Source organism: Undibacterium sp. GrIS 1.8 (assembly GCF_040544445.1).
GTDB lineage: Bacteria > Pseudomonadota > Gammaproteobacteria > Burkholderiales > Burkholderiaceae_D > Undibacterium.
The window spans coordinates 1-22,013 of the sequence record NZ_JBEONQ010000005.1 but is presented as its reverse complement, the minus strand read 5'-3'; the positions used below and the strand labels follow the sequence as shown (position 1 = coordinate 22,013).

16 protein-coding genes are annotated in these 22,013 nt (G+C 48.6%); 5 read left to right on the top strand and 11 right to left on the bottom strand.

What is annotated here, in order from left to right:
- Window positions 1-70: 70 nt before the first annotated feature.
- On the bottom strand, window positions 71-2,179 hold the full coding sequence (locus AAKU64_RS03510; protein WP_354329986.1) for a site-specific recombinase: 2,109 nt from the start codon (window positions 2,177-2,179) through the stop codon (window positions 71-73).
- Between the two features lie 489 nt (window positions 2,180-2,668).
- Here AAKU64_RS03510 and AAKU64_RS03505 point away from each other — a divergent pair, with 489 nt between their 5' ends.
- Window positions 2,669-3,979, top strand: a complete 1,311-nt coding sequence (locus AAKU64_RS03505; RefSeq protein WP_354330098.1) for a hemolysin family protein — start codon at window positions 2,669-2,671, stop codon at window positions 3,977-3,979.
- Window positions 3,980-4,058: 79 nt separating this feature from the next.
- On the opposite strand, the gene AAKU64_RS03500 is transcribed toward AAKU64_RS03505, so the two are convergent.
- Window positions 4,059-4,931: an MBL fold metallo-hydrolase gene (locus AAKU64_RS03500; RefSeq protein ID WP_354329988.1), complete on the bottom strand. Its 873-nt coding sequence runs from the start codon at window positions 4,929-4,931 to the stop codon at window positions 4,059-4,061.
- Between the two features lie 96 nt (window positions 4,932-5,027).
- On the opposite strand from AAKU64_RS03500, the gene AAKU64_RS03495 reads away from it, so the two are divergent.
- The 4 genes from AAKU64_RS03495 to AAKU64_RS03480 all read left to right on the top strand — a co-directional run bounded on the left by AAKU64_RS03495 (window position 5,028) and on the right by AAKU64_RS03480 (window position 7,286).
- Window positions 5,028-5,381 (top strand): ArsR/SmtB family transcription factor, encoded by a 354-nt coding sequence (locus AAKU64_RS03495; protein WP_503012577.1) that lies wholly within the window; start codon window positions 5,028-5,030, stop codon window positions 5,379-5,381.
- A 101-nt stretch (window positions 5,382-5,482) separates the two neighbouring features.
- The gene (locus AAKU64_RS03490) at window positions 5,483-5,932 is read left to right on the top strand and encodes a YeeE/YedE family protein (RefSeq protein ID WP_354329990.1); all 450 of its coding nucleotides are present in this window, start codon (window positions 5,483-5,485) and stop codon (window positions 5,930-5,932) included.
- Window positions 5,929-6,396 (top strand): DUF6691 family protein, encoded by a 468-nt coding sequence (locus AAKU64_RS03485; RefSeq protein WP_354329992.1) that lies wholly within the window; start codon window positions 5,929-5,931, stop codon window positions 6,394-6,396. The genes AAKU64_RS03490 and AAKU64_RS03485 overlap by 4 nt, the downstream gene beginning before the upstream one ends.
- Before the next feature lie 86 nt (window positions 6,397-6,482).
- The gene (locus AAKU64_RS03480; protein ID WP_354329994.1) at window positions 6,483-7,286 is read left to right on the top strand and encodes a sulfite exporter TauE/SafE family protein; all 804 of its coding nucleotides are present in this window, start codon (window positions 6,483-6,485) and stop codon (window positions 7,284-7,286) included.
- Between the two features lie 215 nt (window positions 7,287-7,501).
- Here the strand turns inward: AAKU64_RS03480 and AAKU64_RS03475 are convergent, their stop codons facing one another.
- The 9 genes from AAKU64_RS03475 to AAKU64_RS03435 form a co-directional block, all read right to left on the bottom strand.
- Window positions 7,502-10,228: a sensor domain-containing diguanylate cyclase gene (locus AAKU64_RS03475; protein ID WP_354361445.1), complete on the bottom strand. Its 2,727-nt coding sequence runs from the start codon at window positions 10,226-10,228 to the stop codon at window positions 7,502-7,504.
- Between the two features lie 110 nt (window positions 10,229-10,338).
- On the bottom strand, window positions 10,339-13,542 hold the full coding sequence (locus AAKU64_RS03470; RefSeq protein ID WP_354329997.1) for an efflux RND transporter permease subunit: 3,204 nt from the start codon (window positions 13,540-13,542) through the stop codon (window positions 10,339-10,341).
- Window positions 13,539-14,873, bottom strand: a complete 1,335-nt coding sequence (locus AAKU64_RS03465; protein ID WP_354361443.1) for an efflux RND transporter periplasmic adaptor subunit — start codon at window positions 14,871-14,873, stop codon at window positions 13,539-13,541. Before AAKU64_RS03465 ends, AAKU64_RS03470 begins: the two co-directional genes overlap by 4 nt.
- Window positions 14,870-16,288 carry a TolC family protein gene (locus tag AAKU64_RS03460; RefSeq protein WP_354330001.1) on the bottom strand — a complete coding sequence of 473 codons (1,419 nt, stop codon included), beginning with the start codon at window positions 16,286-16,288 and terminating at the stop codon, window positions 14,870-14,872. Before AAKU64_RS03460 ends, AAKU64_RS03465 begins: the two co-directional genes overlap by 4 nt.
- Before the next feature lie 73 nt (window positions 16,289-16,361).
- The gene (locus tag AAKU64_RS03455) at window positions 16,362-16,778 is read right to left on the bottom strand and encodes a hypothetical protein (RefSeq protein ID WP_354361441.1); all 417 of its coding nucleotides are present in this window, start codon (window positions 16,776-16,778) and stop codon (window positions 16,362-16,364) included.
- 425 nt (window positions 16,779-17,203) lie between these two features.
- Window positions 17,204-17,479, bottom strand: coding sequence for a hypothetical protein (locus tag AAKU64_RS03450; RefSeq protein WP_354330005.1), 276 nt, complete (start codon window positions 17,477-17,479; stop codon window positions 17,204-17,206).
- A 29-nt stretch (window positions 17,480-17,508) separates the two neighbouring features.
- Entirely contained in the window at window positions 17,509-18,768 is a 1,260-nt protein-coding gene (locus AAKU64_RS03445; RefSeq protein ID WP_354330007.1) for a hypothetical protein, read from the bottom strand.
- A gap of 5 nt (window positions 18,769-18,773) precedes the next feature.
- Window positions 18,774-20,858 carry a T6SS effector phospholipase Tle3 domain-containing protein gene (locus AAKU64_RS03440; protein ID WP_354330008.1) on the bottom strand — a complete coding sequence of 695 codons (2,085 nt, stop codon included), beginning with the start codon at window positions 20,856-20,858 and terminating at the stop codon, window positions 18,774-18,776.
- 21 nt (window positions 20,859-20,879) lie between these two features.
- On the bottom strand, window positions 20,880-22,013 hold a 1,134-nt coding region (locus tag AAKU64_RS03435), incomplete at its 5' end, for a DUF2345 domain-containing protein (RefSeq protein WP_354361439.1).

Genomic DNA, 22,013 nt, shown 5'->3' with positions numbered 1-22,013 from the left:
GCTTTGTTCAGAGACCTGCGAGAGCTTAGATATATCGGTTGGCACTTAGCAAGTGCCAATGAGTTTATCGTCAGTGAGACTTGTGCTCAATCGGTTTTTGATCTGGTACCGACGCGGCATTAATGGATTGTGCCGATTGTTCCGCCTCTTTCGCCTCTTCATCCAGTGTCGCTGCAGTCACTGGATCTATGCCAGAGATTTCTTTTGGTGGTAAAAAGAAATCTCTGGTACCCGACCAAAACCGCTTCCACAGCATTTTATTTAGAGCTCTGCCTTGGCCAAAACTCACGCGCTTAGACCGTAAGGCAACCATCATCGCCAGCGAAAAACTCACGCCTAAATTGGTCAGGCCTACCAATAAAATACCCGACAGCGAAGTGACCACAACTTGCCAGGGCATATGGTTGTCCATCGCCGCTAGTGCAAAGGCAAAGTTAGCACTGGAGAAAGTGATATGGCGAATATCAATCGGTAATCCAAAGAACACGCCCAACTGACCTATCGTACCCAGCATCACACCGAAGAAAAAATTACCTGCTAATGCTCCCAGATTATTGCCGATATAGTTGGTCATTTTATGCAAGCGTGATTCGCCCAAAATCGCTCTTAACCAACGTAATTGGCGCAAGCGTTCTGGTATGCGCGAATACGCTGCTTTATTATCGTAATAGCCCGAAATCAATCCAGACAAAAACAAGCACACACCGGCAATCGCCGCATGCGGAAGTGCCAGACTGTGGATAGGGTCAATATCCTCTAGCAAGTGGTGGGCTTTATCGACCGTCACCATGTGGTGACCAGAGATCGCAAACCATGCCCAGGCAATCGCAAAGGCAGTCGGGATCGCAATCCCGACGTTACCGAGAATCGCAATAAATTGTGAACGTAATACTTGTACGATCAGCTCGACCAGTTCATCGAGTTTTTGCTTGCCTTTATCAATTGATTTGGCGATCAGTGCAGCGGTCATCGCCGGCTGTTTGGTCGCAATCGTAAAGTGCAAGACATGCACAAACATAAATCCGAATGAATAGTTTAGGCTATATAAAACGGCATAGCCAAACGGTGCCATGATCAATTTGCCAAACAGGATTTTGATCATCGCCATAAAGCCGACAATAAATCCCGCGCCCATTGCCGAGCGCATCATTTCGTACCATTCTTTGCGATTGGTCGTGACGTAATGTTCACCGCTTTTACCAGCATGCTCGGTGACTTGCAATGACAATAATTCGGTGTTGGTCTGGATTAGGTCCCGGATACTGCCGTTTTTGTTATCGGCTAATACCAGTTCTTTTAACAGCGCGACCCCGATCATCGCCGCAGATTTGGCGCTGCGGGTGTCCAGCAGTGTTAATAAAATCCGTAAGCGCTCGATACTTTGTGTCAGGCGTAATAGCAAACGCGTCAGGCTGACGGATACGCCTTGCATCGCTGCGGTACGTCTGATTTTGATTACGACTTCTTCACACTGCGTCAGTAACACTTCGATATGCAAACTGTCTTCGCGGCTTATTTCTTTATCGATTAACCAATCGCTATGGCCAACAATGTAATCGTTGATGGCGTCGTTCTGGCGTAAAAATGGCGATTCAAAACGTTCTATATCTGGATAATTTCTGACCAGTTCTGCCTCCAGGCCAATCGTAGTGATACGGTATGACAAAACTTGTACTGCGCTGAGTACTTCTTGCGTCATTGCGGCATAGATCGGACGTGGGTTGGAGACTCTAAAACCCAGACTCATGAATAACTCTAGCCAGACTTCATCACTGACACCCGATACCCAGCGATAGTCGTTGGCGTTATTAAATAGTTGACCGAACAGATCTTTAAGGTAGTCGTCATTGACCAGCGGCGGCAAAAACTTCTCTGCCAATTGATGCCAGACGGCACCCCAAAATCCCTTGTTTTGGGTAATGCCCGTGTCGGTAAACAGATGCACCAGTTTGCGGGTCGTGATCACTTGCGCGATGTATTCACGTAGGCTGCGTGCCCAATCCGGATGTTGCTTTAACAGGTAGCACAGCGCACGGATATTGTCGGTAGCTTGCCCAATATTGTGGACGCGAGGAGGGCGTAGCGCTGCGACCAGATCACGCAAACAATCTATATTTCGATAGAGTGGGTCTTGCTGTCTGATTTGAGAGATGCGAATAAGGATGCTGTCGATAGACAATGTTTTCTCCATTTCTTTCTTGCGGATGAGCTTTGTCGGATTCTATGTCATCTTGGCACGATTGCTTGTAACTAAGTGCCGTTAATTATGTGCGGAATTAAGCTCAGGGATGAGTAGAGAGCGGTCGCGAAACCAGTAAAAGTCCTAAGGATATAGTCCGAATTTTTCTGTACGCCAAGCTTGCAGCTACGGAATGCGACGTCTGACTATGTTCGCTGCTGCCAGTATTTTTATGCTATCTGATTTAATCTGACCGAGCCGGTTTTTTCTAGTATTTTCAATATACTCCCCAGTTTTTATTGAAAAATATGCCTATTGTCCAATAATTCTATGGACAACTTAAATATACTTGATCCGAGTATATATTGACGACCGTAGTAATTTTCAAGCGATACTTGCTAAGTAATCGCATATTGACACCTCAATTACTAGGCAAGTTCCCTCAATCTAGTCTACATTAGCGGTTGGTTCGTTGACAGAAAGTTTGTGTTGGATAATCTTTTGCTCGTAATCGCCGCCTTGTTTTTGGTGGTGTTGAATGGTTTTTTTGTGGCCGCCGAATTTGGGTTGGTCAAATTGCGTCAAACCAGAGTGCGCAGTATTGCCAAAACCGGCGGCGTGCGTGGACGCTTACTTGGTACCGTGCATCAACATCTGGATTCTTATTTATCGGCCTGCCAGCTTGGTATTACGCTGGCGTCTTTGGGTCTGGGGTGGATAGGTGAACCCGCGTTTGCCCGCTTGCTGGAGCCTCTGCTGGTTGCCGTTGGCGTCGTCTCGGTAGAATTGATTCATGGCATTTCCTTCATTTTTGCCTTCTTCGTCATCTCCTTTTTACATATTGTGATTGGTGAACTGGCGCCAAAATCGATGGCGATCCGTATGCCAGAGACCGTATCGTTGTGGACTGCACCGGCGCTGTATTTATTTTATTGGACGATGTACCCGGTTATCTGGGCGCTCAATGCCAGCGCCAATAAAGTCTTGACCTGGGTTGGCTTAGATGCCGCACATGGTGGCGATACACATTACTCGCCGGACGAACTAAAGCTGATTTTGCGCGGTAGCCATGGCAGTAAAAAACTGACGCCAGATGAGTGGAGCATCATGGCGCAGATGCTGGATTTTGGTGATCTGGAAGTTTCTGACCTGATGCGTCCATTTAGCGAAGTAGTAGCGATGCATAAGGACAAAACCTTGGCGCAGAATATGGAAACTGCGTATCGCAATCGCTTCAGCCGTTATCCGTATCTGGAGGCGGATGGCAAAACAGTCCTTGGTATGTTGCATCTGAAGGATTTATTTCTGGCGCAGCAAAGCGGTAAACCGCTAGACGAATTAAGCAGCCATTTGCGCTATGTAGAATTTGTCCCGCCAACCATGCCCGCATTGGAATTATTCCGGCGCTTTCGTAAAGGTGCGCCGCATTTTGCGATCGTCGGTTACAAAGACAATAAACCGCTGGGCTTTTTGACTTTGGATAATTTGTTAGGCGCTTTGGTTGGACAAATCCGTGACGAATTCCGCTTGAATGAAAACGATTGGGTCACGTTGGACGACGGTACTATGATGGGCAAAGGCAGTTTGCCTTTGTTTACTCTGGGCATTGCACTCGGTATCGACATCGATAGCGAAGAGGTTGAATCTATCGGCGGTTTAATCATGCATACCTTGGGCGACTTACCGATTGAAGGCCAAAAAATTGGTTTCCCACAATTTGATGCAGTAGTGAAAAAAATGAATGGCCCACGGATAGTGCTGGTCAGGATTTATCCTAAAGAGCTCGTAGAGAGCACATAAAACTGGTGAATAAATCTGGCGACGCTGCAGTAGAAAACTATATGTAGAAAACCATGTAGAAAAATATATGTAGAAAACTTCATATGCCATTCAGCGGGATTTTTAAGTAGCTAATCCCGTTTTCTTCCGCTGTCGGAAAAGCACCAGCACGGATATTGATTTGCACCGACGGCAAAATTAATATTGGCATCTCTAAACCCGCATCGCGCTTGTTGCGCATTGCTACAAACGCGGCCTCACTGATGCCGTCATGTACGTGAATGTTATTAATCCTTTGCTCGGCCACACTGGTTTCTAAGCGGATTGCGCGGTTGGTCGGTGGGTAGTCGTGGCACATCATGAGGCGTGTCGATTCCGGCAGTGATAATAGTTTTTGGATAGAGCGATACAGTAAGTGCGCATCGCCATCAGGGAAGTCGCAACGCGCCGTGCCGACATCGGGCATAAATAAAGTGTCGCCGACAAAAACCATATCGCCGATCTGGTATGCCATATCTGCTGGGGTGTGGCCAGGCACATATAAGGCCTTGGCGGTCAAACTGCCGATCTGGAATTCTTCATTCTCCTCAAACAGCACATCAAATTGCGAACCATCAACCGCGAAGTCCGGCTCCAGATGGAATAGCTTTTTAAATACCGTTTGTACCTGACGGATATGTGCGCCAATCGCAATTTTTCCGCCTAACTGCTGGCGCAAATAATGTGCAGCCGATAAGTGATCGGCATGCGCGTGGGTTTCTAATATCCAATCAAGTTGTAATTGCTGGCTACGAATAAATTCCACAATCTGATCTGCACCTGCGGTACTGGTGCGCCCGGATTTGGGATCGTAATTGAGGACGCTGTCGATCACGGCAGCATGACCGCCAGTTTTGCCTGCTACCTTATCAAAGACCACATAAGTCGCGGTGCAAGTGGTGGCATCAAAGAAGCTTTGAAATTGCACGGACATGATTTCCTCATTCCTAATGATTGGGGGATAAATATTCTTTTGACTTACATAATATCAAATTATATAATGTAATCAAGTAAATTATAACGAGCTGCTATGACTACCCAAACAACAGAATCAATAGAATCAACAGAGCCAGCCGGACATGCGTTTGATATTGCACAAATGCGCATCGCTGCACAAGCCGCTAGCAGCACCTTGCGTGCTTTGGGCAATGAAGATCGCTTACTGCTGCTGTGCCAGCTTAGCCAAGGCGAGAAGTCTGTCAGCGAGCTGGAAGAGCTGCTAGATCTGCATCAACCCAGCTTGTCGCAGCAATTGGGCGTGTTGCGAACCGAAGGTTTAGTCGATACGCGGCGTGACGGAAAGCGCATTTATTACTCTGTCGCCGACCCCAAAGTACTGCATTTGTTGCAGCTTTTGTATGATCTGTATTGTCCTAAGTCCTGAATATACTCAGGGTTAGTATATTTTAATCGTCTAGGTATTATTTGGACAATCGGCATTATTTTAAAAAAATATTGGGGAGTATATTTTATGAGACTATTTTTATGAATATTGCATGGGCCGTTTTTACCCCGGTTTCTGCTTTGCTTGGCGGCGCTTTAATCGGTCTCGCCGCATCGCTGCTGATCTTGATGAATGGTCGGGTTGCTGGCATCAGCGGCATCGTTGCCGGATTGTTGCGACCGGTGAGCGGCGATTGGTGGTGGCGCCTAGCGTTTGTGCTGGGTTTGCTGAGCGCGCCTTTGGTATATGGCGTATTTGCCACTTTGCCTATAATAAAAATTGATACTGGTTGGCCGTCCATCATCATTGCCGGTTTGCTGGTCGGCATCGGTACACGCTATGGTTCAGGCTGTACCAGCGGGCACGGCGTTTGTGGTTTGTCGCGTTTATCGCCGCGTTCTTTAATGGCAACCATCGCGTTTATGGCAGCCGGTTTTGTCACCGTTTTTATCCTCCGGCATGGTTTGACCAATTTAACCGGAGTTCTATGATGCCCCTATTTTTCTCTGGATTGGCGGGACTGATTTTTGGTCTGGGATTGATTTTGGCGGGCATGGCTGATCCGGTCAAAGTGCTTGGTTTTTTAGATCTGGGCGGCGCTTGGGATCCATCATTGGCCTTGGTGATGGCGGGTGCGATTGCGGTAGCCAGTGGTGCATTTTGGTTTGCGCGTCGACGTCAGCGTCAATATCAACACCAACATCAACAGTCGCTGCTTGGTTTGCCTATACATTTGCCGACTGGCACGCAGATCGATCGTCGTCTCATCATCGGTAGTCTGCTGTTTGGTATGGGTTGGGGAATCGCCGGAATTTGTCCGGGCCCGGCGCTGGTTTTGCTGGGTGGCGGCTTTGGCAAAGGCGCCTTGTTTGTGCTGGCGATGCTGGTCGGCATGCAGGTGTTTAATTGGTTAGAAAAATTCTATGCTTCTACAGCAAAACAATCTGATCAATAAAAACGGCTTTGCTTATTTGAACTTGGCTATTTGATCCAACCTCTATGACGCTGTTCACTTGATTCTACTCACCTGACTATACTCACATGCTCCAGCTTATTGCTTTGATTATTGGTGTAACCGTCGGCGCAGTCATGGGCATGACTGGTGCGGGTGGCGGCATTTTGGCGGTACCCGCTTTGGTTGAGGCAATGGGCTGGCAAATGCAGCAAGCCATGCCCGTGGCATTGTTAGCCGTCACCGTTGGCGCTGCGGTGGGTGCGGTAGAGGGCTTTCGAAAAAATCTAGTGCGTTACCGTGCTGCATTACTGATGGCCTTGATTGGTATGCCCTTAACCTCTGTCGGTGTACTAGCTGCACAGCGCCTCCCACAAGTCTGGTTGATGGGTTTATTCGCTGTGATTTTATTTTTTGTGGCGATCCGATTATTCAGCCGAAGGATTAATCCCGCTTCCGGTCAGCAATCACCAACCCGGGTTTGTATCAACAGTAGCACCGGGCGTTTTGAATGGACGTGGGTTACCAGCTTAGTCATTGCCTCAATCGGCGGTATCGCAGGTTTAGTCACGGGTTTATTGGGTGTTGGCGGCGGCTTTGTTATCGTCCCGATGTTGCGGCACTACACCAACCTCAGTATGCATGGCGCGATTGCGACTTCCTTATTTGTGATTGCTTTAGTCGGCAGCGCCGGGGTAGGTAGCGCTGTACTACATGGCGCGGTAATCCCTTTGCAGTTCACAACATTTTTTGTACTGAGTACGATACTTGGCATGCTGCTGGGCAGACGTGCTGCCAGATTATTCAGTGAGACGATGATACAAACTAGCTTTGCTTGTTTGTTGCTATCAGTTGCCTGTTTGTTTGCTTATAGAGTGATAGTTTTGCTTTAACCCAGATTTTCCATTGGAACAACGCCAGGCAGTTCGCCAAAGGTGCAATTATCGCTGTAGCGTTTCCACTCAAATCGCGGTGGTGCTATCCCTCTGAAGACCGCACGCCGTCTGCATTTTTTGCGAAGTGGTAGCGGTCTAATGGAAAATCTGGGTTTAACTCGCAAACCTCGCCAAGCATCGCTAACGAGTGGTGACGTCTACCTTTTCATCCGTTAAAGTTCAAGACTTCTAAAAATATTCCGTCCCGCTTTTTTAGCCAGATACAAGGCTTCGTCAGCCTTGTTCAAGAGGTCTTCGCCACTGGAATTTTTAGTGTTAGAAATCGCAATCCCGATACTGGTAGTGATGATTCTAGAGTTGCCATCAATATTGAAGGGAGTCGTCATTGCCTGGATGATTTTTGATCCTACAATTTCACTTTCTTCCTGGCTATTTAAACCTTCAAGAACAATCACAAATTCATCACCGCCCAAGCGCCCGACCATGTCGGTCTGGCGGATACAGCCCTTTAATCTGAACGCAAATTCTTTGAGGACCAGATCGCCTGCATGATGTCCAAGGGTATCGTTGATGGATTTAAAACGATCAAGATCAAGAAACATGACAGCGATAGACCGCTGATTTCGTGTTGATCTGGCGGTGGCTTCCGCTAGCCTTTCGTTGAGTTGGTTACGGTTGGGTAAGCCAGTTAAGGTATCAAATCTTGCTAGCGCGAGTAGTTGTGTTTCTATCGCTTTGGCATCGGTAATATCGTTAATTAATGAATTAACGCCAATTACGTTTCCAGCCTCATCGCGTTGCGGTGCATAAGTCGCTCTGTAATGATTAAAGATCCCAGAGATACTGATTTGCAATTCAAACTCTGTTTTTTCACCTGCAAGCGCAATCTGAAAATGTTCTGTGTGTAGTTGCTGAATTGGTTCGCTTAGCAATGACAAGACAGAGCGTCCGCGTATCTCTGCAAGTGGCAGATTAAACCAAGCTTCGTATGGCCGGTTCACAAATTGAAAGCGATCTTCTTTATCGATAAAGCCGACGAATGCCGGGATATTGTCTGCAATTGCACGCAACAATCCCTCGCTGGACTGCTGTTTTAGTTCTGCTTCTTTACGACCGGTTACATCAATGACCATGGTATAAAAACCGACCGTAGAACCATCAAGATTAACGTCAGGCACATATTCATATTGCAGATATCTGGCGAGACCGCGCTCGGTGGTAAAGCGCTCAAAAGAGACCGCTTTTCCTTTCAGTGCTTGCCGGATATTTTCCTTCAATTCCAGATAGGGCGCTTCGCCAAAAACGTCTTTGACCGTCTGGCCTATCATCATCTCAGAGTTCAAACCAGGGATCATGTTGTAGAACCGATTGCAGAACTGATATCGTTCATCCGCATCAATATAGCCTATCAGTGCGGGCACATTATCGGTAATCGTTCTGGTGCGTTTTTCACTTGCAGTTAATTCTGTTTGGATGCGTTTAAATTCTGTAATGTCCTCAACAAGTACAAAAAATCCATCGACCATTCCGTCTGCATTAATGTCCGGGACGTAGGTCACACGGTCCCATTCAACATTGCCGTTTCTTTGTGCCTGATGCTCATACCGTGTCCACTCCCCATTAAGGACTTGGTTGATAAACGGTTTGATTTGATGATAAAAAGCGGGCGCCGTGACTTCTTTGATGGTCTTGCCAATAGCTTGTTTAGCAGAGAGTCCAAACAGCTTTTCAACCTGCTTATTTACAAAAGTATATTTTTCGTTGTAATCAATGTAGCCGATAAAGGCTGACATATTGTCTGCGATTAATCGTAATTTATTTTCGCTTGTGACTAAGGCGGATTCAGCCGCTAGCCGTCTAGCCATCGCATCGTCAAAAGATTTGGCGAGTTCTCCAATCTCATCCTTGGGATAGCTTTTTGGAAGTAAATTAATATCAAACTCAGTATCTGCGGTAATGACTTTATTACGTAATTTTTGTAGCGGAGCTAGTTGCCGATACATAAACCACCAAGCAAGCGGCAACAGAATCACCAATAAAGTTATGCTGACAAAAATGGCGCTACGCTTAACTTCTATGATGGGACTAAAAGCTTCCTCAGACGGGTAAACGGCGGTAACAATCCAGTCTACAGATTTCAAGCGTTTGAAAGAAAATATAGCCTCTTGTCCCTGCCGCGTAGTGGACATTGTTGTTCCCTCAAATCCACTCAAAGCCATATCTAGCGATTTACTTTTGCCAAGAAGATCACTGGTGTTCTTTAAGATACGTGACTGGTCTGGGTGAGTTACAAAAAAGCCTTTAGCAGTCACGATATAAAAATATCCCGTAGCACCAATTTTCTCATTAGCAAAGTTGGCCAAAAAACTGTCTTCAGTCAATTCTATGGTACCCAATAAGGTCAAGATCATTTGTCCCCTTGGATCAAAAATAGGAACGCAGATCACGACAATTGGTCGTCCTGAGACACCACTTTTTAATGGTGATGAAATGACGACTTTGCCCTCTGCAATGGATTTCTGAAAATAGTCTCTGGTCGATATATTTAATTTTCCGCGGGTTTCTGGCCTATCCATATTTGCGATTAGGTCTCCTTTGAGGTCGAAGATCGCAAAATTATCAAACAAGCCGTCGAGGCTATGTTGCTGTTCAAGAAAGCTTTGTAAGTTGTCGTTATCTCGCGGTACTGAGCCAAGGTCAACCGCCAGACGGATTAAGGTGCTTCTTCTCAATTCAAATTTTTGATCTATCTCATCTGCGGTATTTTGTATGAGACTTGACTGACGAACGTCGATGACTTTTTCTAAGGTCCTTTCAAATACGGATATAGAGAATACGGTGAGCAGGGCAAATGCCAGAGTAAAAAATAAGGCGACTGCCAAGGTTAAACGAGTTTTTACACTCATATCGCGCACTCGAATATTCGCTAATAAAGTCATAAGAACCTGTCCGGTGAGAGTTACCTTAGAAAATCATATTAACATTCACATACATAGCTAAACTGCGATTTCTAAACCTAAGTGTTACAAACTTATAATTAGGTGACTCTTTAGTCTTGTCGCTCTGGTGCATCTGCTAATGTATCTGCTAATGTTCCTGCTGATGTTTTTGCCGATGTTTCTGCCAATTTTCTGATTTGTTTTCGACGCAATAACAGATACACCGCAGGTACCACAAACATCGACAATAAAGGCGCAGTGATCATGCCGCCTACCATTGGTGCGGCGATGCGTTGCATGACCTCTGAGCCTGTGCCTTGCCCCAACATGATAGGTACTAGCCCGGCAATAATCACCGCTACCGTCATGGCTTTTGGTCTTACCCGCAACACCGCGCCGTCACGAATCGCATCTAACAAATCTTGCTCGGTTTCTTTTCCGATGTGGATGCGAGCATCCCAGGCTTGTTTTAGATAGAGCAACATGATCACGCCAAATTCTGCCGAGACACCTGCCAAAGCGATAAATCCTACCCCGCTGGCAACGGATAAGTGATGATCAAGTAACCAAAGCAGCCAAATCCCGCCAGCTAGTGCAAACGGCAAGGTCGCCATGATCAGTGCCGCCTCATCGACACGTTTAAATGTCATATACAGCAGCACAAAAATAATCAATAAGGTCGCTGGCACCACTATTTTTAGCTTGGCGGTGGCGCGTTCCAGATATTCAAACTGACCAGACCAGGTGACAGAATAACCTGCAGGTAGTTTCACTTGCTTGGCAACTGCTTGCTGCATCTCATGCACCGTCGAATTTAAATCACGGTCACGGATATCGACATAAACCCAGCCCGACAGGCGTGCATTTTCACTCTTCAACATCGGTGGCCCATCGTTGATGCGGATCTGAGCTACATCACCTAATTGGATCTGCGCGCCACGTTCGGTCAGCACCGGTAATTGACGTAATTTTTCTACCGAGTCACGTAGCTCACGGGGGTAGCGAAGATTGATCGGAAAGCGTTGTAAGCCCTCGACGGTTTCTCCAATATTGTCACCACCGATGGCGGCTGAAACGATGCTTTGCACATCCGCAATATTTAATCCATAACGAGCTGCTGCATCCCGGTTGATGTCCACGTCAATATAGCGACCGCCGTTTAAACGCTCTGCTAAGGCCGAAGATACGCCCGCTACATTTTTGACGACATGTTCAATGTCGGCGGTAATGCGGTCGATTTCTTTTAAGCTGGCACCGGCAACTTTAATACCGACCGGACTCTTGATGCCGGTAGCCAGCATATCGATACGGTTTCTGATCGGTGGTACCCAGATGTTGGATAATCCGGGTACTTTGACGATGCGGTCCAGTTCTTCAATCAACTTGTCGGTGGTCATGCCAGCACGCCATTGATCACGTGGTTTGAATTGTATGGTGGTCTCAAACATTTCCAAGGGCGCGGGGTCAGTTGCTGATTCGGCACGTCCCGCTTTGCCAAAGACGGTTTGTACTTCCGGCACGGTCTTGATCAGACGGTCGGTTTGTTGCAGTAATTCGGATACCTTACCGGCACCAATGCCAGGCAGCGCAGAGGGCATATACAGCAGATCACCTTCATCCAGCGGCGGCATAAACTCACCGCCCAAACGTGATATTGGCCAAAGAGTTGCAACGACGACTAAGGCGGCAACGATCAGCGTTGCTTTGGGTGAATGCAGCACCACATCGAGTAACGGACGGTAGAGCGCAATGAAGAAACGATTCAGCGGATTTTTTTGTTCATCCGGAATTTTGCCGCGGATCAGATAACCCATTAATACCGGAATCAGTGTCACCGCCAGCACGGCAGCAGCAGCCATGGCATAAGTTTTAGTAAAAGCGAGCGGTGCAAATAAACGTCCCTCTTGCGCCTCTAGCGTAAATACCGGAATAAACGACAACACAATAATTAAGAGCGAGAAAAAAAGTGCGGGACCAACTTCTGTCGCTGCATCGCCGATGACCCGCCAATGTTCTTCGCCGGATAATTTTTTGTCTGGGTGAGTATGGTTCCAGGCCTCGATATGTTTGTGTGCGTTCTCTATCATCACCACTGCCGCATCTACCATGGCGCCAACAGCGATCGCGATCCCGCCCAGTGACATAATGTTGGCGTTCACTCCCTGGTAATACATGACCGTAAAGGCAATCAAAATACCCACCGGCAAAGTGACGATAGCGACTAGCGCTGAGCGCAAATGGAATAAGAAAATCGCGCAGACCAGCGCGACGACGATAAATTCTTCTATCAATTTCTCTTGCAAATTATCGACTGCACGCTTGATCAGGTGCGAGCGGTCATAGGTGGTAACGATCTCAACCCCAGGCGGCAGGCTGGCTTTTAATTGTTCTAATTTTGCTTTGACGGCGTTGATCGTTTCTAGGGCGTTTTTGCCGGAGCGCATCACAATCACGCCGCCTGCGACTTCGCCTTCGCCATTCAGGTCGGCAATGCCACGCCGCATTTCTGGTCCGATCTGGACACGCGCTACATCGCCTAGCCGCACCGATACACCAGCGTCGGTCGCGGTCAGAGGAATCTTACGAAAGTCATCCAAGCTTTTGAGATAGCCGGAAGCGCGCACCATGTATTCGGCCTCACCCAGCTCTAATACCGAGCCACCGGTTTCTTGGTTCGCTTTCTGTATCGCCTCTACGATTTTGCCGTGGGGGATGTTATACGCACGCATTTTGTCAGGATCGAGTTGCACTTGATATTGGCGCACCATGCCACCAATACTGGCGACTTCGGATACGTTAGGAACGGATTTTAATTCGTACTTCAAAAACCAATCCTGGAAGGCGCGTAATTGCGACAAATCCATCTTGCCGCTGCGATCTACCAGCGCGTATTCATACACCCATCCTACACCGGTAGCATCAGGGCCAAGCGAGGCTTTCGCTTGCGGTGGTAAACGCGACTGCACCTGATTTAAGTATTCCAGCACACGTGAGCGTGCCCAGTACATATCTGTACCGTCTTCAAATAATACGTAGACGAAGGAGTCTCCAAAAAAAGAATAACCGCGTACCGTCTTGGCGCCCGGTACCGAGAGCATGGTGGTGGTCAAGGGATACGTCACCTGATTTTCAACGATCTGCGGTGCCTGACCCGGGTAGCTGGTGCGGATGATGACCTGCACGTCGGACAAGTCTGGAATTGCATCCAACGGTGTGCGTGATAGTGACCAGATACCCCATGCGGTCATCATCAAGCTTGCTAGCAATACCAGAAAGCGATTTGCGATAGACCAGCGGATTATTTTCGCCATCATTTTTTGGCTCCTGATGGAAGTGCAGGCACAGTCGTTGTCATTGCAGCGTTGGCAGAGGCGTCGCTCATACGGGTCGTTGTCGCTTTCAGGCTTGCTTCTGAATCGACTAAAAACTGACCTGAAACAACCAGCTTTTGCCCGACTTGCAGTCCCTTGCGGATTTCGGTCTGACCATTGGCTTCCATGCCGGTCTCAACATCCACTGGCATAAACTTGCCGTTATCCTGAGCGATCATCACGACCGAGCGGGTACCGGTCTGGATGATGGCTTCTGTCGGTATCAGTAAAATATCGTTGTGTGCGTCAGAATTAAATTTAATAGTAGCGAACATACCGGCTACCAATTGACCGGAAGGATTGTTCAGTTCAATACGGGCTTTTAGCGTGCGGGTCGTCATATCGACTTGTGGCAAGATCGCGCTGACTTTCCCTTTGAAGGTTGTGCCGGGTAAGGAGGGGGTGCTGGCTTCCACCGTGTTACCCGGACGTATCTGCGCCAGACTATTTTCTGGGACATCGGCATTGACCCAGATCGTCGCCATGCCGTTGATGCGGAACATCGGTGCGCCTGTCATGACGGTCATCCCTTCACGTGCCGACAATTCTGTAATGACGCCGCCGACCGGCGCTGTAATCGTGATGCGTGGATGTAGCTTGCCACTGGTTTCTACCAAATGGATTTGCTCATCGCTCATGCCGACCAGACGCATACGTTGTTTAGCGGCCTCTAGCAAGCCATCTATGCCGCTCGTCTGCATTCGTTTTGCTGTCAGAAATTCTTCCTGCGCTGCAACCCAGTCCGGCACATATAATTCGGCTAGAGCTTGCCCTTTTTTGACCCTATCCAAGGCCGCGCGGACATACAGTTTTTCGATAAAGCCATTACTGCGTGCCTGCACTAGCGCTACTTCACGCTCGTTGTAGGCAACGCTACCGACCGCGGCTAATGCTAGGCTCAGATTGCCTTTGACCACTTGCGCGGTGCGTATTCCTAAATTCTGCTGCACACGGGAACTGATGCTGACTGAGTTTTCGTTATCACCGTTGCCGTCGTTGCCGCCATTACTATCGCCATCGGCATAGTCCGGTACCAGTTGCATGTCCATAAACGGTGACTTGCCCGGGTGATCAAACTTTTGGGTGGGAACCATAGGATCGTGCCAATACAGTACCTTTTTATCATTAGCTCCGGCTGTTGGCGTCGCTGTATTTGTTTGGGGTGTTGCGGAGGCTTTCATACCTTGGCTGATGCCGAGACGATAGAGACCAAATCCTGTCAACATTCCGATAGCAACGAGTCCTGCGGTGAGGAGGATGTTTTTATTTTTCATTGGATATCCTTGTTCATGGACTGAGCCGAATGTATGCCTGACACTTCGGCCGGAAATAGAAAATTCAGTTGTGCCCATAAACGGGCAGTGTCGGATTGAAGTTGCAGCGCTTGCAGGCGCATATCAAGCTCATTGCGGCGTGCAGACAAGAGTTCAGATAGGCTGGATTTGCCGCCCCGGTATGCCGCCATCGTGGCTTGCGTCCGCTCTGCTGCCAACGGGATTAATTCGTGCTCGTAGCGGGCGATACGCTCAAGCTCCGTTTGCCATTCGTCTATCATTGCTTTGGTCTCGGCGACGTGGGCGCGCAGCATTTCGTCACGCTCGGCTTTGGCTTTTTCGACCATTGCTAGTTTGGAAGAGAGCTCGCGATCCTGGCGGTTCTTTTGATCCCACTGAAACGGCAGTGATACGCCGACCGATACCATATTTGAATAGGCAGAACCACGCTGCTGAAAAGCGACCTCGACAGACCAGTCCGATTTTTTATTCGCCTCTGCCAGTTTGGCATCGGCTTCGGCCAGCTCTGTTTGCCTGTTCAATACCGCGATCTGTGGATGATGGGCGAGCGAAGTGTCTAGCGTTGATTGATCTAGGCGAATAGTGTCAAGCTGAGGCTGCTCCGCTAAGCTCAGCTCTGAGTTAACACCGGTCCAACGATGTAACATCGTCTTGGCGTTGCGTAGTTTACGTTGGATGTCGCTGCTGCGGTCATTCGCCATACTTAGCGCACTACGGGCGCTAAAGATATCTGCCTGGCTGCCGCGACCAGCGCGATAATTTCCCTCCGCCGCGTCGATTTCAAGCTTGGCTTGAGCTGTTTGTTCTGCGACCACGACAGCCATGCGTTCTGCATAGTATTGGTCCAACCAGGCAATCGCAGTATCGCGTTGAATAGAGGTAATGAGGTTGGATTTTTCTGCTAACGACTTATCGGCTGCCCGGTCATAGCGTTGGGCGCGCAACTGGCGCTTATCGCTTCGGGTCAGTTCTTGCATCACACCGATACGATGCATCGTCATAAAATCGCTGGTCAGGCTGCCACGGTCAGGGCCGTTAATAGGCAGATTATCGATGCCGGCTTTTAATACTGGATCAGGCAATTGTCCGGCCGCGATCGCCATTTCACGTGAGGCAGTAACAGCTAAATCCTGTGCAATCAGTTGATGCGACCGGGCGACCGCAAGTTGCTGCGCTTGGCTCAAAGTTAGCGGCACGGTGAGTGGTACAGTCTGCGACGTCATTGGCATAGTTAGTGATATATCCGCAGCCTTGACGTTGAGTGACGACAGCGTAATCACGAACGCGGTGATTATTTTGCCGATTTTTCCGGCACGGAGTATGGTATTGACCAGCTTAGAATGATGGTCAGCATTAAGATGCGCAAGCAAAGGTGCGTAGATTGGGAAAGACATGGAATCTCCAGAGAACGATCAACGGCACTGTCGTCAAAAAGACGTACGGCAACAAGCTAAGCGATCTGGAGATTTAAATGCGGAAACAGCAATTGCGGATAGCGATGGGCGGCGCGGTAGAGCGTGCCAGCAATAAGCTTTGACGCTGAGGTTCTTGTGGGAGTTCTGATATTTCAATGATGACCAGCGTCAGCACTAATCCAGCCTGTACAAAGGCAGGTACATCCGGCGCTGTTGGTTTATCCAGCGATTGTTTTCCAAACGCATCTTCAGCATGGGCGTGGCACAGTGCGGGTTGCTCGCTGTCCATACCTTCGCAGCCCACCATAGTCATAGCGTTGACGTTTTTGCTCGTGCCGCTCATACCGCTCATAACATTACCCATCGTCCTGCCAGGGCAAGCATAAGATGCCACAGCAAGCTGCATAAACAGCATGCTAAACAGCGTTAAAAACGCTGCAATCAGGCGAGAGGGATGAGAGAGTTTCACAAGTTATTTGGCAATTATTTGGCAGGTCAGTGTCAGTTGGTATTAGTAGATTGTATGAGTAGATGAGGATTAACATCCACCGCAAGCCGGCCATTAAAATCCAAACTCTTTTTACGCCACCCAATCGGCATCATAGTACATCAGCTATGAAGTGTCGCCAGAAAAGTATCAAAAATCCTTGCAGGACTAAGCACTTAGCTTGACTCTACGCGATCAAGTGATTGGCTAGTTGATCGGGCAAAAATAAAATCAGACTGCGTCGTGACTATTATTTAACGATGTGATCGTTTAAGACGTAAAACCATATACTCCCACTATTTTTAAATCAATATGCCTTAGTGTCCAAGGATTATATGGACACTATAAATATACTAGCAGGGAGTATAAACTGGTGTACAGCGACCAACTTATTCAGCGCGGTTGCATCAACCCCTGAATTTCATCCGACGGTCGCCCATCAACGAGCGTAGTTCCCGAATACTCAAGTCGCTGATCTCATGCATGCGCAACAGCAAAGTCGCACCGACAGGCAAGTGGCCATGACGGACTTTACTGATCACCGGCGGTGCAACTTCCAGCATCCGTGACAGCGCTGCATCGTTTTTTAATCCGACGTGCTTGATGACAGCATCGAGCAAGTGGTTGGGGTTGTAGCTTTTTTCTTGTGTGGGTTGTGTAAGTTCTATCTTTTGCGTTGTCATCTTATTTGATACCTTCGTTTTAAGTCCGCTTAATAATCCAATTTTCCATCCAGTCGCTGTCCCCACCAAGGCGCGTACCATTGACCACGCGGTTTATGTTCTGGAAAGCTACGATGCGGATCAGGTGGCGTGTGATCTTTTGGTGGGAATATCAACATAGCGCGACCAGCTTCCGGATCTACGTTGGATAAATACAGCACCACATGGTTGCGCTGATGTGCAGCATAAGCGGCCATCAGCAAGGTGTAATTTACTGTATTTGCGCCCAGCTCACCTATTAAAGCCACCATATCGATTCTGTCTTTGGTGACGTCAAATTCAGGAAGTACATCGTGCAATACGCGACCAACTTCTCCCAGGTGTTGGGCAGATAATGCTGTTCCGCGTCCGCAATCAGTCGCTACTGAGCCTATCGATGTGGAGTCAATGCCTGCGGCGGTGCAGGCTTGCATGACGGCTTGGCGCATGGCGGTGATTTTGCGACTTTCTCCCTCAACCGACTTAACCTCTTTGACCGGCACAATCTGCGGTGCGCTGAAGTAGGCCAGAGGTTTGCGGCCTGTGTCGTAGGCGGGATGGGCTACCATTAAAAGCACTGCGGCTTCGTTGGGTTCGTCATCTTTTGGGTAGCTGGGCGAATCTACGGTCGCTTGCCAGATCACTTTAGCGTCTGGAGTGGAGATCATGTTCCAGCCTGTTTCCAATGTCGTCCATCCAGAATTGCCGGATGATAAAGTGAGCACTGGTTTGGAGGTGAGGCCATAGGCTTGGTAAGCTTTGCGCCATATGGTGCGCGCCTCCTCTTCAGTACGTTCAGCGGTAAAGCCACTGACGATAGGCAGACCATTCATGCGTATACCATTCCACATGAACATGTTGAAGCCTTGGATGTCGCGGCCGTAATAGCTGACGACAAACTGGAGGCCTAGGCAGAGTTCATCTATATAACTTACATCACACCTGTAGCGTCCTTCGGGATAAAATTTTCCGTTGCCAGGAGCTATAGACTTAAATGATTTAGGTGGTTTGCCATTCGATCCTAACTCAAACAGTTTAGGCAAATATTTCTCTATCCCAAAGCCTTGGTCAAACAGATTAGAGATCAGGTTGGCGCCGACCAGTTGAACCATTGCACCTTGCGGCCATGTAGTGGATTTAGGTGCTATTGCGTCAGCAGCCTTTGTACTGGCGGCAGTCGCGGGCTTGAATCCTAAAAGTGTCAATAATCCCATTCCTAGGGCTCCTGTCAGTAGAGTACGGCGTTGTTTTATGTTGATATGGTGTGGCATAAACTTCATCCTTTAATCGCACCAAGCAGACTGCGCTCGCGCTCATCCTTGATGAGTGAAGCGTTCTTATCCATGTGCTCCATGGTGTAGGTGTGCTGAAGCTGTAGTTCGTTATAGAAGCCACGCTTCCAGTAATCTTCAAATTGCTGAGTAACTGGAAGTCCAAATGTATCTTTTAACATCATCCAATGCGCAAACTGCCTGAACGCGAACATATCTTCTTCAGTAATCTTACTGGGGTTCACCCATCCAATTGCCACGTCGTAGGCAAGAACCTTTTCCGAATGTGCCGGATTAGTCAGGATAGTGGAATGGTCTGTCGCATTCGGGTTTTCTTTCAACATCCGTGTAATGGCAGCACGCTGATCTTCTTCAGGTAATTTAGTGTTACCCGTGGGGTCGCGTTCTCGTTCTAGCCGACGGATGCGTGCCTGATGTTCGTAGCGCAAACTTGCTTCACTATTGGCATCGCCTGCACCACTATCTTGGTATAGGCCGCCATGAACATCGTCTTTTAATTTGTCCTTATCTTCGGCATTGGCAAGGGCATCATGTGCAGGGTCATAACCCTGATCAAATTCAGCTGTTTTTCCGTAACGTACAGACTGCGGTACGACGGGAGATCTGAGGACGGGTGCTGTAATGGGGACTGCCCAGTCTTTTTTGGGTTCATTGTTGATACGCAGCGTGACCAGTCTGGTAAAAATCAAAAAAATCGGAGAGGTCAATACCGTGATGATTTGGGACGCTACGCTCTGGTTGGGGTTGAGGCTCAACTCATACTTCATGCGCGGCGCAGGTGGATACCAGAAATGTCCCGGTTTATGGTGATCGTCAATATAACGGTAAGCGCGCCCGGTCCAATCTGGTGAACCAACGGCAAATGAGGGACTTTGATTGCCTCCCGGTGTAGCCCAAACGCGTTGGTGGAATACACCATCGGCTCCTATTTCAGGCAATTGTGCCTGGCTCACACCACGCCAGCCTATGCCTTCGACCGGGCTCACACCAATGACTTGATCATGCGGATTGCAATACAAAAATACGCGACCACGATTGTCGCGGTCTTGTCCCTCTTGCGGCACTTGTTTAGGGTCGCTTGGGAATGCACTTAATTCAAAAATAGTCTTACCGCTGTCGGGCTGTTTAAAACCATGATAACGATTGATGAGATCAAGAGATTGCGGGCCTATCTTGGCTTGGAGCTCTTTTACCGTTTTAAGGAAGTTCGCAAAGGTGAGTTTGCGTGCGGCAGTGGTGACGCTACCAAATTGACCTACGGCGGATTTGTCATCATGGTTGATAATTTTATCCATGCCCAGGCTTTCCAGACTATACGGTGGGTTGCAGAGTATGTAGGTGTCGGCCAGGGCATGTTCTTTTTCGCCTAGCAGAGCAGCGGCGATGGTGACCATATTGCCTTGGCTATGGCACACCACGGTGATGGGGCAATCTGCCTGTTTATCACGGATGGATTTGATCAGCTCTTTGAGGCGATGTGCCGCATGGGCAAAGTAGGCGCGGGGCGGACTGGCATAGACTTCGCGTCCGGCCACGGGAAACATATTGGCATATAACCACCAGAATACGCGATCATCCAAACCTAAGCCCCACATGTAGGGAAGCGCGGTGGTACCGTTTTGGAAGGGGCCACCACCCCAGGCATCTAGCTCGTTAAGATAAATCTTGCCACCGTAGGTGCTTACTTCATCTCGTGAGCCGGGCGTACCATCCTGACCTGCTGCTTTATAGCCCCAGCGAAAACGAATAACCGGTGAATTTCCATGGTCAGAGATAAAATTTTTACCAGAAATATCACGGTTCAGACTGCCATCAGGCATCAACTCCTTGGCATACGTGACTGGACTCAAGCTAAGGTCGCCGCCCACTGCGTCATTCAGACCGAGGCGAGCGCTTAAACCTTTTAACAAACCTCTTTCTGCCGCCTCGTACCATTCGCCATCTGAGTTGACTCCATGGACAAAGATGATGATGCCAGGTTGATGAAGCATTTCTACTTTTGCATCTGGCATGCCTGGTGCGGACATATTCACGCTGGCGCCGTAAGGCGTTTGATTATTTGTTATCACGTTGAATTATTCGTAAAGAAGTCAGTCGTAAAGAAATTGAATTTTGACGATTTGCATACTGTCACTGTGCGCGAGATTAGTAGCGCCTTGTGCATCGCTGATACCTTCCACCTTCCGTCCGTCATCTAGCGTCAGACGATATTTTTGATGTGGCACCACTTGCTGGTCGGTCGCACGTGTAATGATGAACTTGCGTTGAAACGGACCAGATGTTGGCATGGTCGGCATCGCGTAGTTCAAGGTGTCAGCATCAACAAAGCTCTTCTTCCCAGCCTGTACCAGAATCTTCCCCGGACACTGCACAGTAATATTGCCATCCTTGATCGTAATATTGGCCCCGTCAGCGGTACTGAGGCTAATACTCTTCGCCGCAGCCCAGTCAATATGTGCATGGCTGCTGAGGATATTGATCTCATCTCTAGCCTGAATCTGCATCTGGTCACTTTGCGCTTGCAGGTCGATGTTGTCTTTAGCGGCGATCAGTTGTAATCCGATTTGTTGCTCACCAGGTTTGACGACACCGCCCAGGATGCCGATCGCTTGTCCTGTTTGCAGGCGGAATTGGTTCCCCGTATGCAGTTGCGTATCTTGTCCGCTGAGGAACGTCGTGGTTTCTCCATTGGCAAATTGGATGTTTTGTCCGGCGGTCATGCTCAGGCCCGCTTTCGCGCTGAGGCTGATAATGGGATCAGTGCTATGCGGCAAAGTGTCTTTGTTGGGCGCTGTATTTTTATCAGCAGCATCGGCTTTTGCCTGTGCTTCACTCTGGGCACTAAGCATGCCACTGGCGGCGGTGTGCAGTGCTTTGATAGGGGAAGCACGTGGATCAAGACTGCTGCTATAACTACGAATACTCCCGATGTGGCTGGCAAGCTCCACCGTTTGATGCGTCTTGGCCGCATCGCTGAAGCTTTTTGCCAGGCTGGTCGCTTGCTTTAAAAGTGCCATACCTGCGGTGTTATCAGCCGCATAGTCGCGTTGATTGGCGTTATGGCTAATAGGATAGCTACTGAGATGTAGTCCGGCACCAGCGCGGAGTGCACCATAAGCGTCGGTACGTAGTTCGGCACCCAGTCCACGGAAACTGCCGCGGTAGTTGTCGGCGGTGTGGATTAGGTGACCAAGGTTAAGTTCGGTACCGGCTTGGGTAGTTTT

Coding starts and splice junctions, on each gene's coding strand:
- AAKU64_RS03475 (WP_354361445.1), bottom strand. CDS start 10,228: ATGACTTTATTAGCGAATATTCGAGTGCGCGATATGAGTGTAAAAACT.
- AAKU64_RS03495 (WP_503012577.1), top strand. CDS start 5,028: ATGACTACCCAAACAACAGAATCAATAGAATCAACAGAGCCAGCCGGA.
- AAKU64_RS03445 (WP_354330007.1), bottom strand. CDS start 18,768: ATGCCACACCATATCAACATAAAACAACGCCGTACTCTACTGACAGGA.
- AAKU64_RS03460 (WP_354330001.1), bottom strand. CDS start 16,288: ATGTCTTTCCCAATCTACGCACCTTTGCTTGCGCATCTTAATGCTGAC.
- AAKU64_RS03500 (WP_354329988.1), bottom strand. CDS start 4,931: ATGTCCGTGCAATTTCAAAGCTTCTTTGATGCCACCACTTGCACCGCG.
- AAKU64_RS03450 (WP_354330005.1), bottom strand. CDS start 17,479: ATGACAACGCAAAAGATAGAACTTACACAACCCACACAAGAAAAAAGC.
- AAKU64_RS03470 (WP_354329997.1), bottom strand. CDS start 13,542: ATGATGGCGAAAATAATCCGCTGGTCTATCGCAAATCGCTTTCTGGTA.
- AAKU64_RS03485 (WP_354329992.1), top strand. CDS start 5,929: ATGATGCCCCTATTTTTCTCTGGATTGGCGGGACTGATTTTTGGTCTG.
- AAKU64_RS03480 (WP_354329994.1), top strand. CDS start 6,483: ATGCTCCAGCTTATTGCTTTGATTATTGGTGTAACCGTCGGCGCAGTC.
- AAKU64_RS03465 (WP_354361443.1), bottom strand. CDS start 14,873: ATGAAAAATAAAAACATCCTCCTCACCGCAGGACTCGTTGCTATCGGA.
- AAKU64_RS03490 (WP_354329990.1), top strand. CDS start 5,483: ATGAATATTGCATGGGCCGTTTTTACCCCGGTTTCTGCTTTGCTTGGC.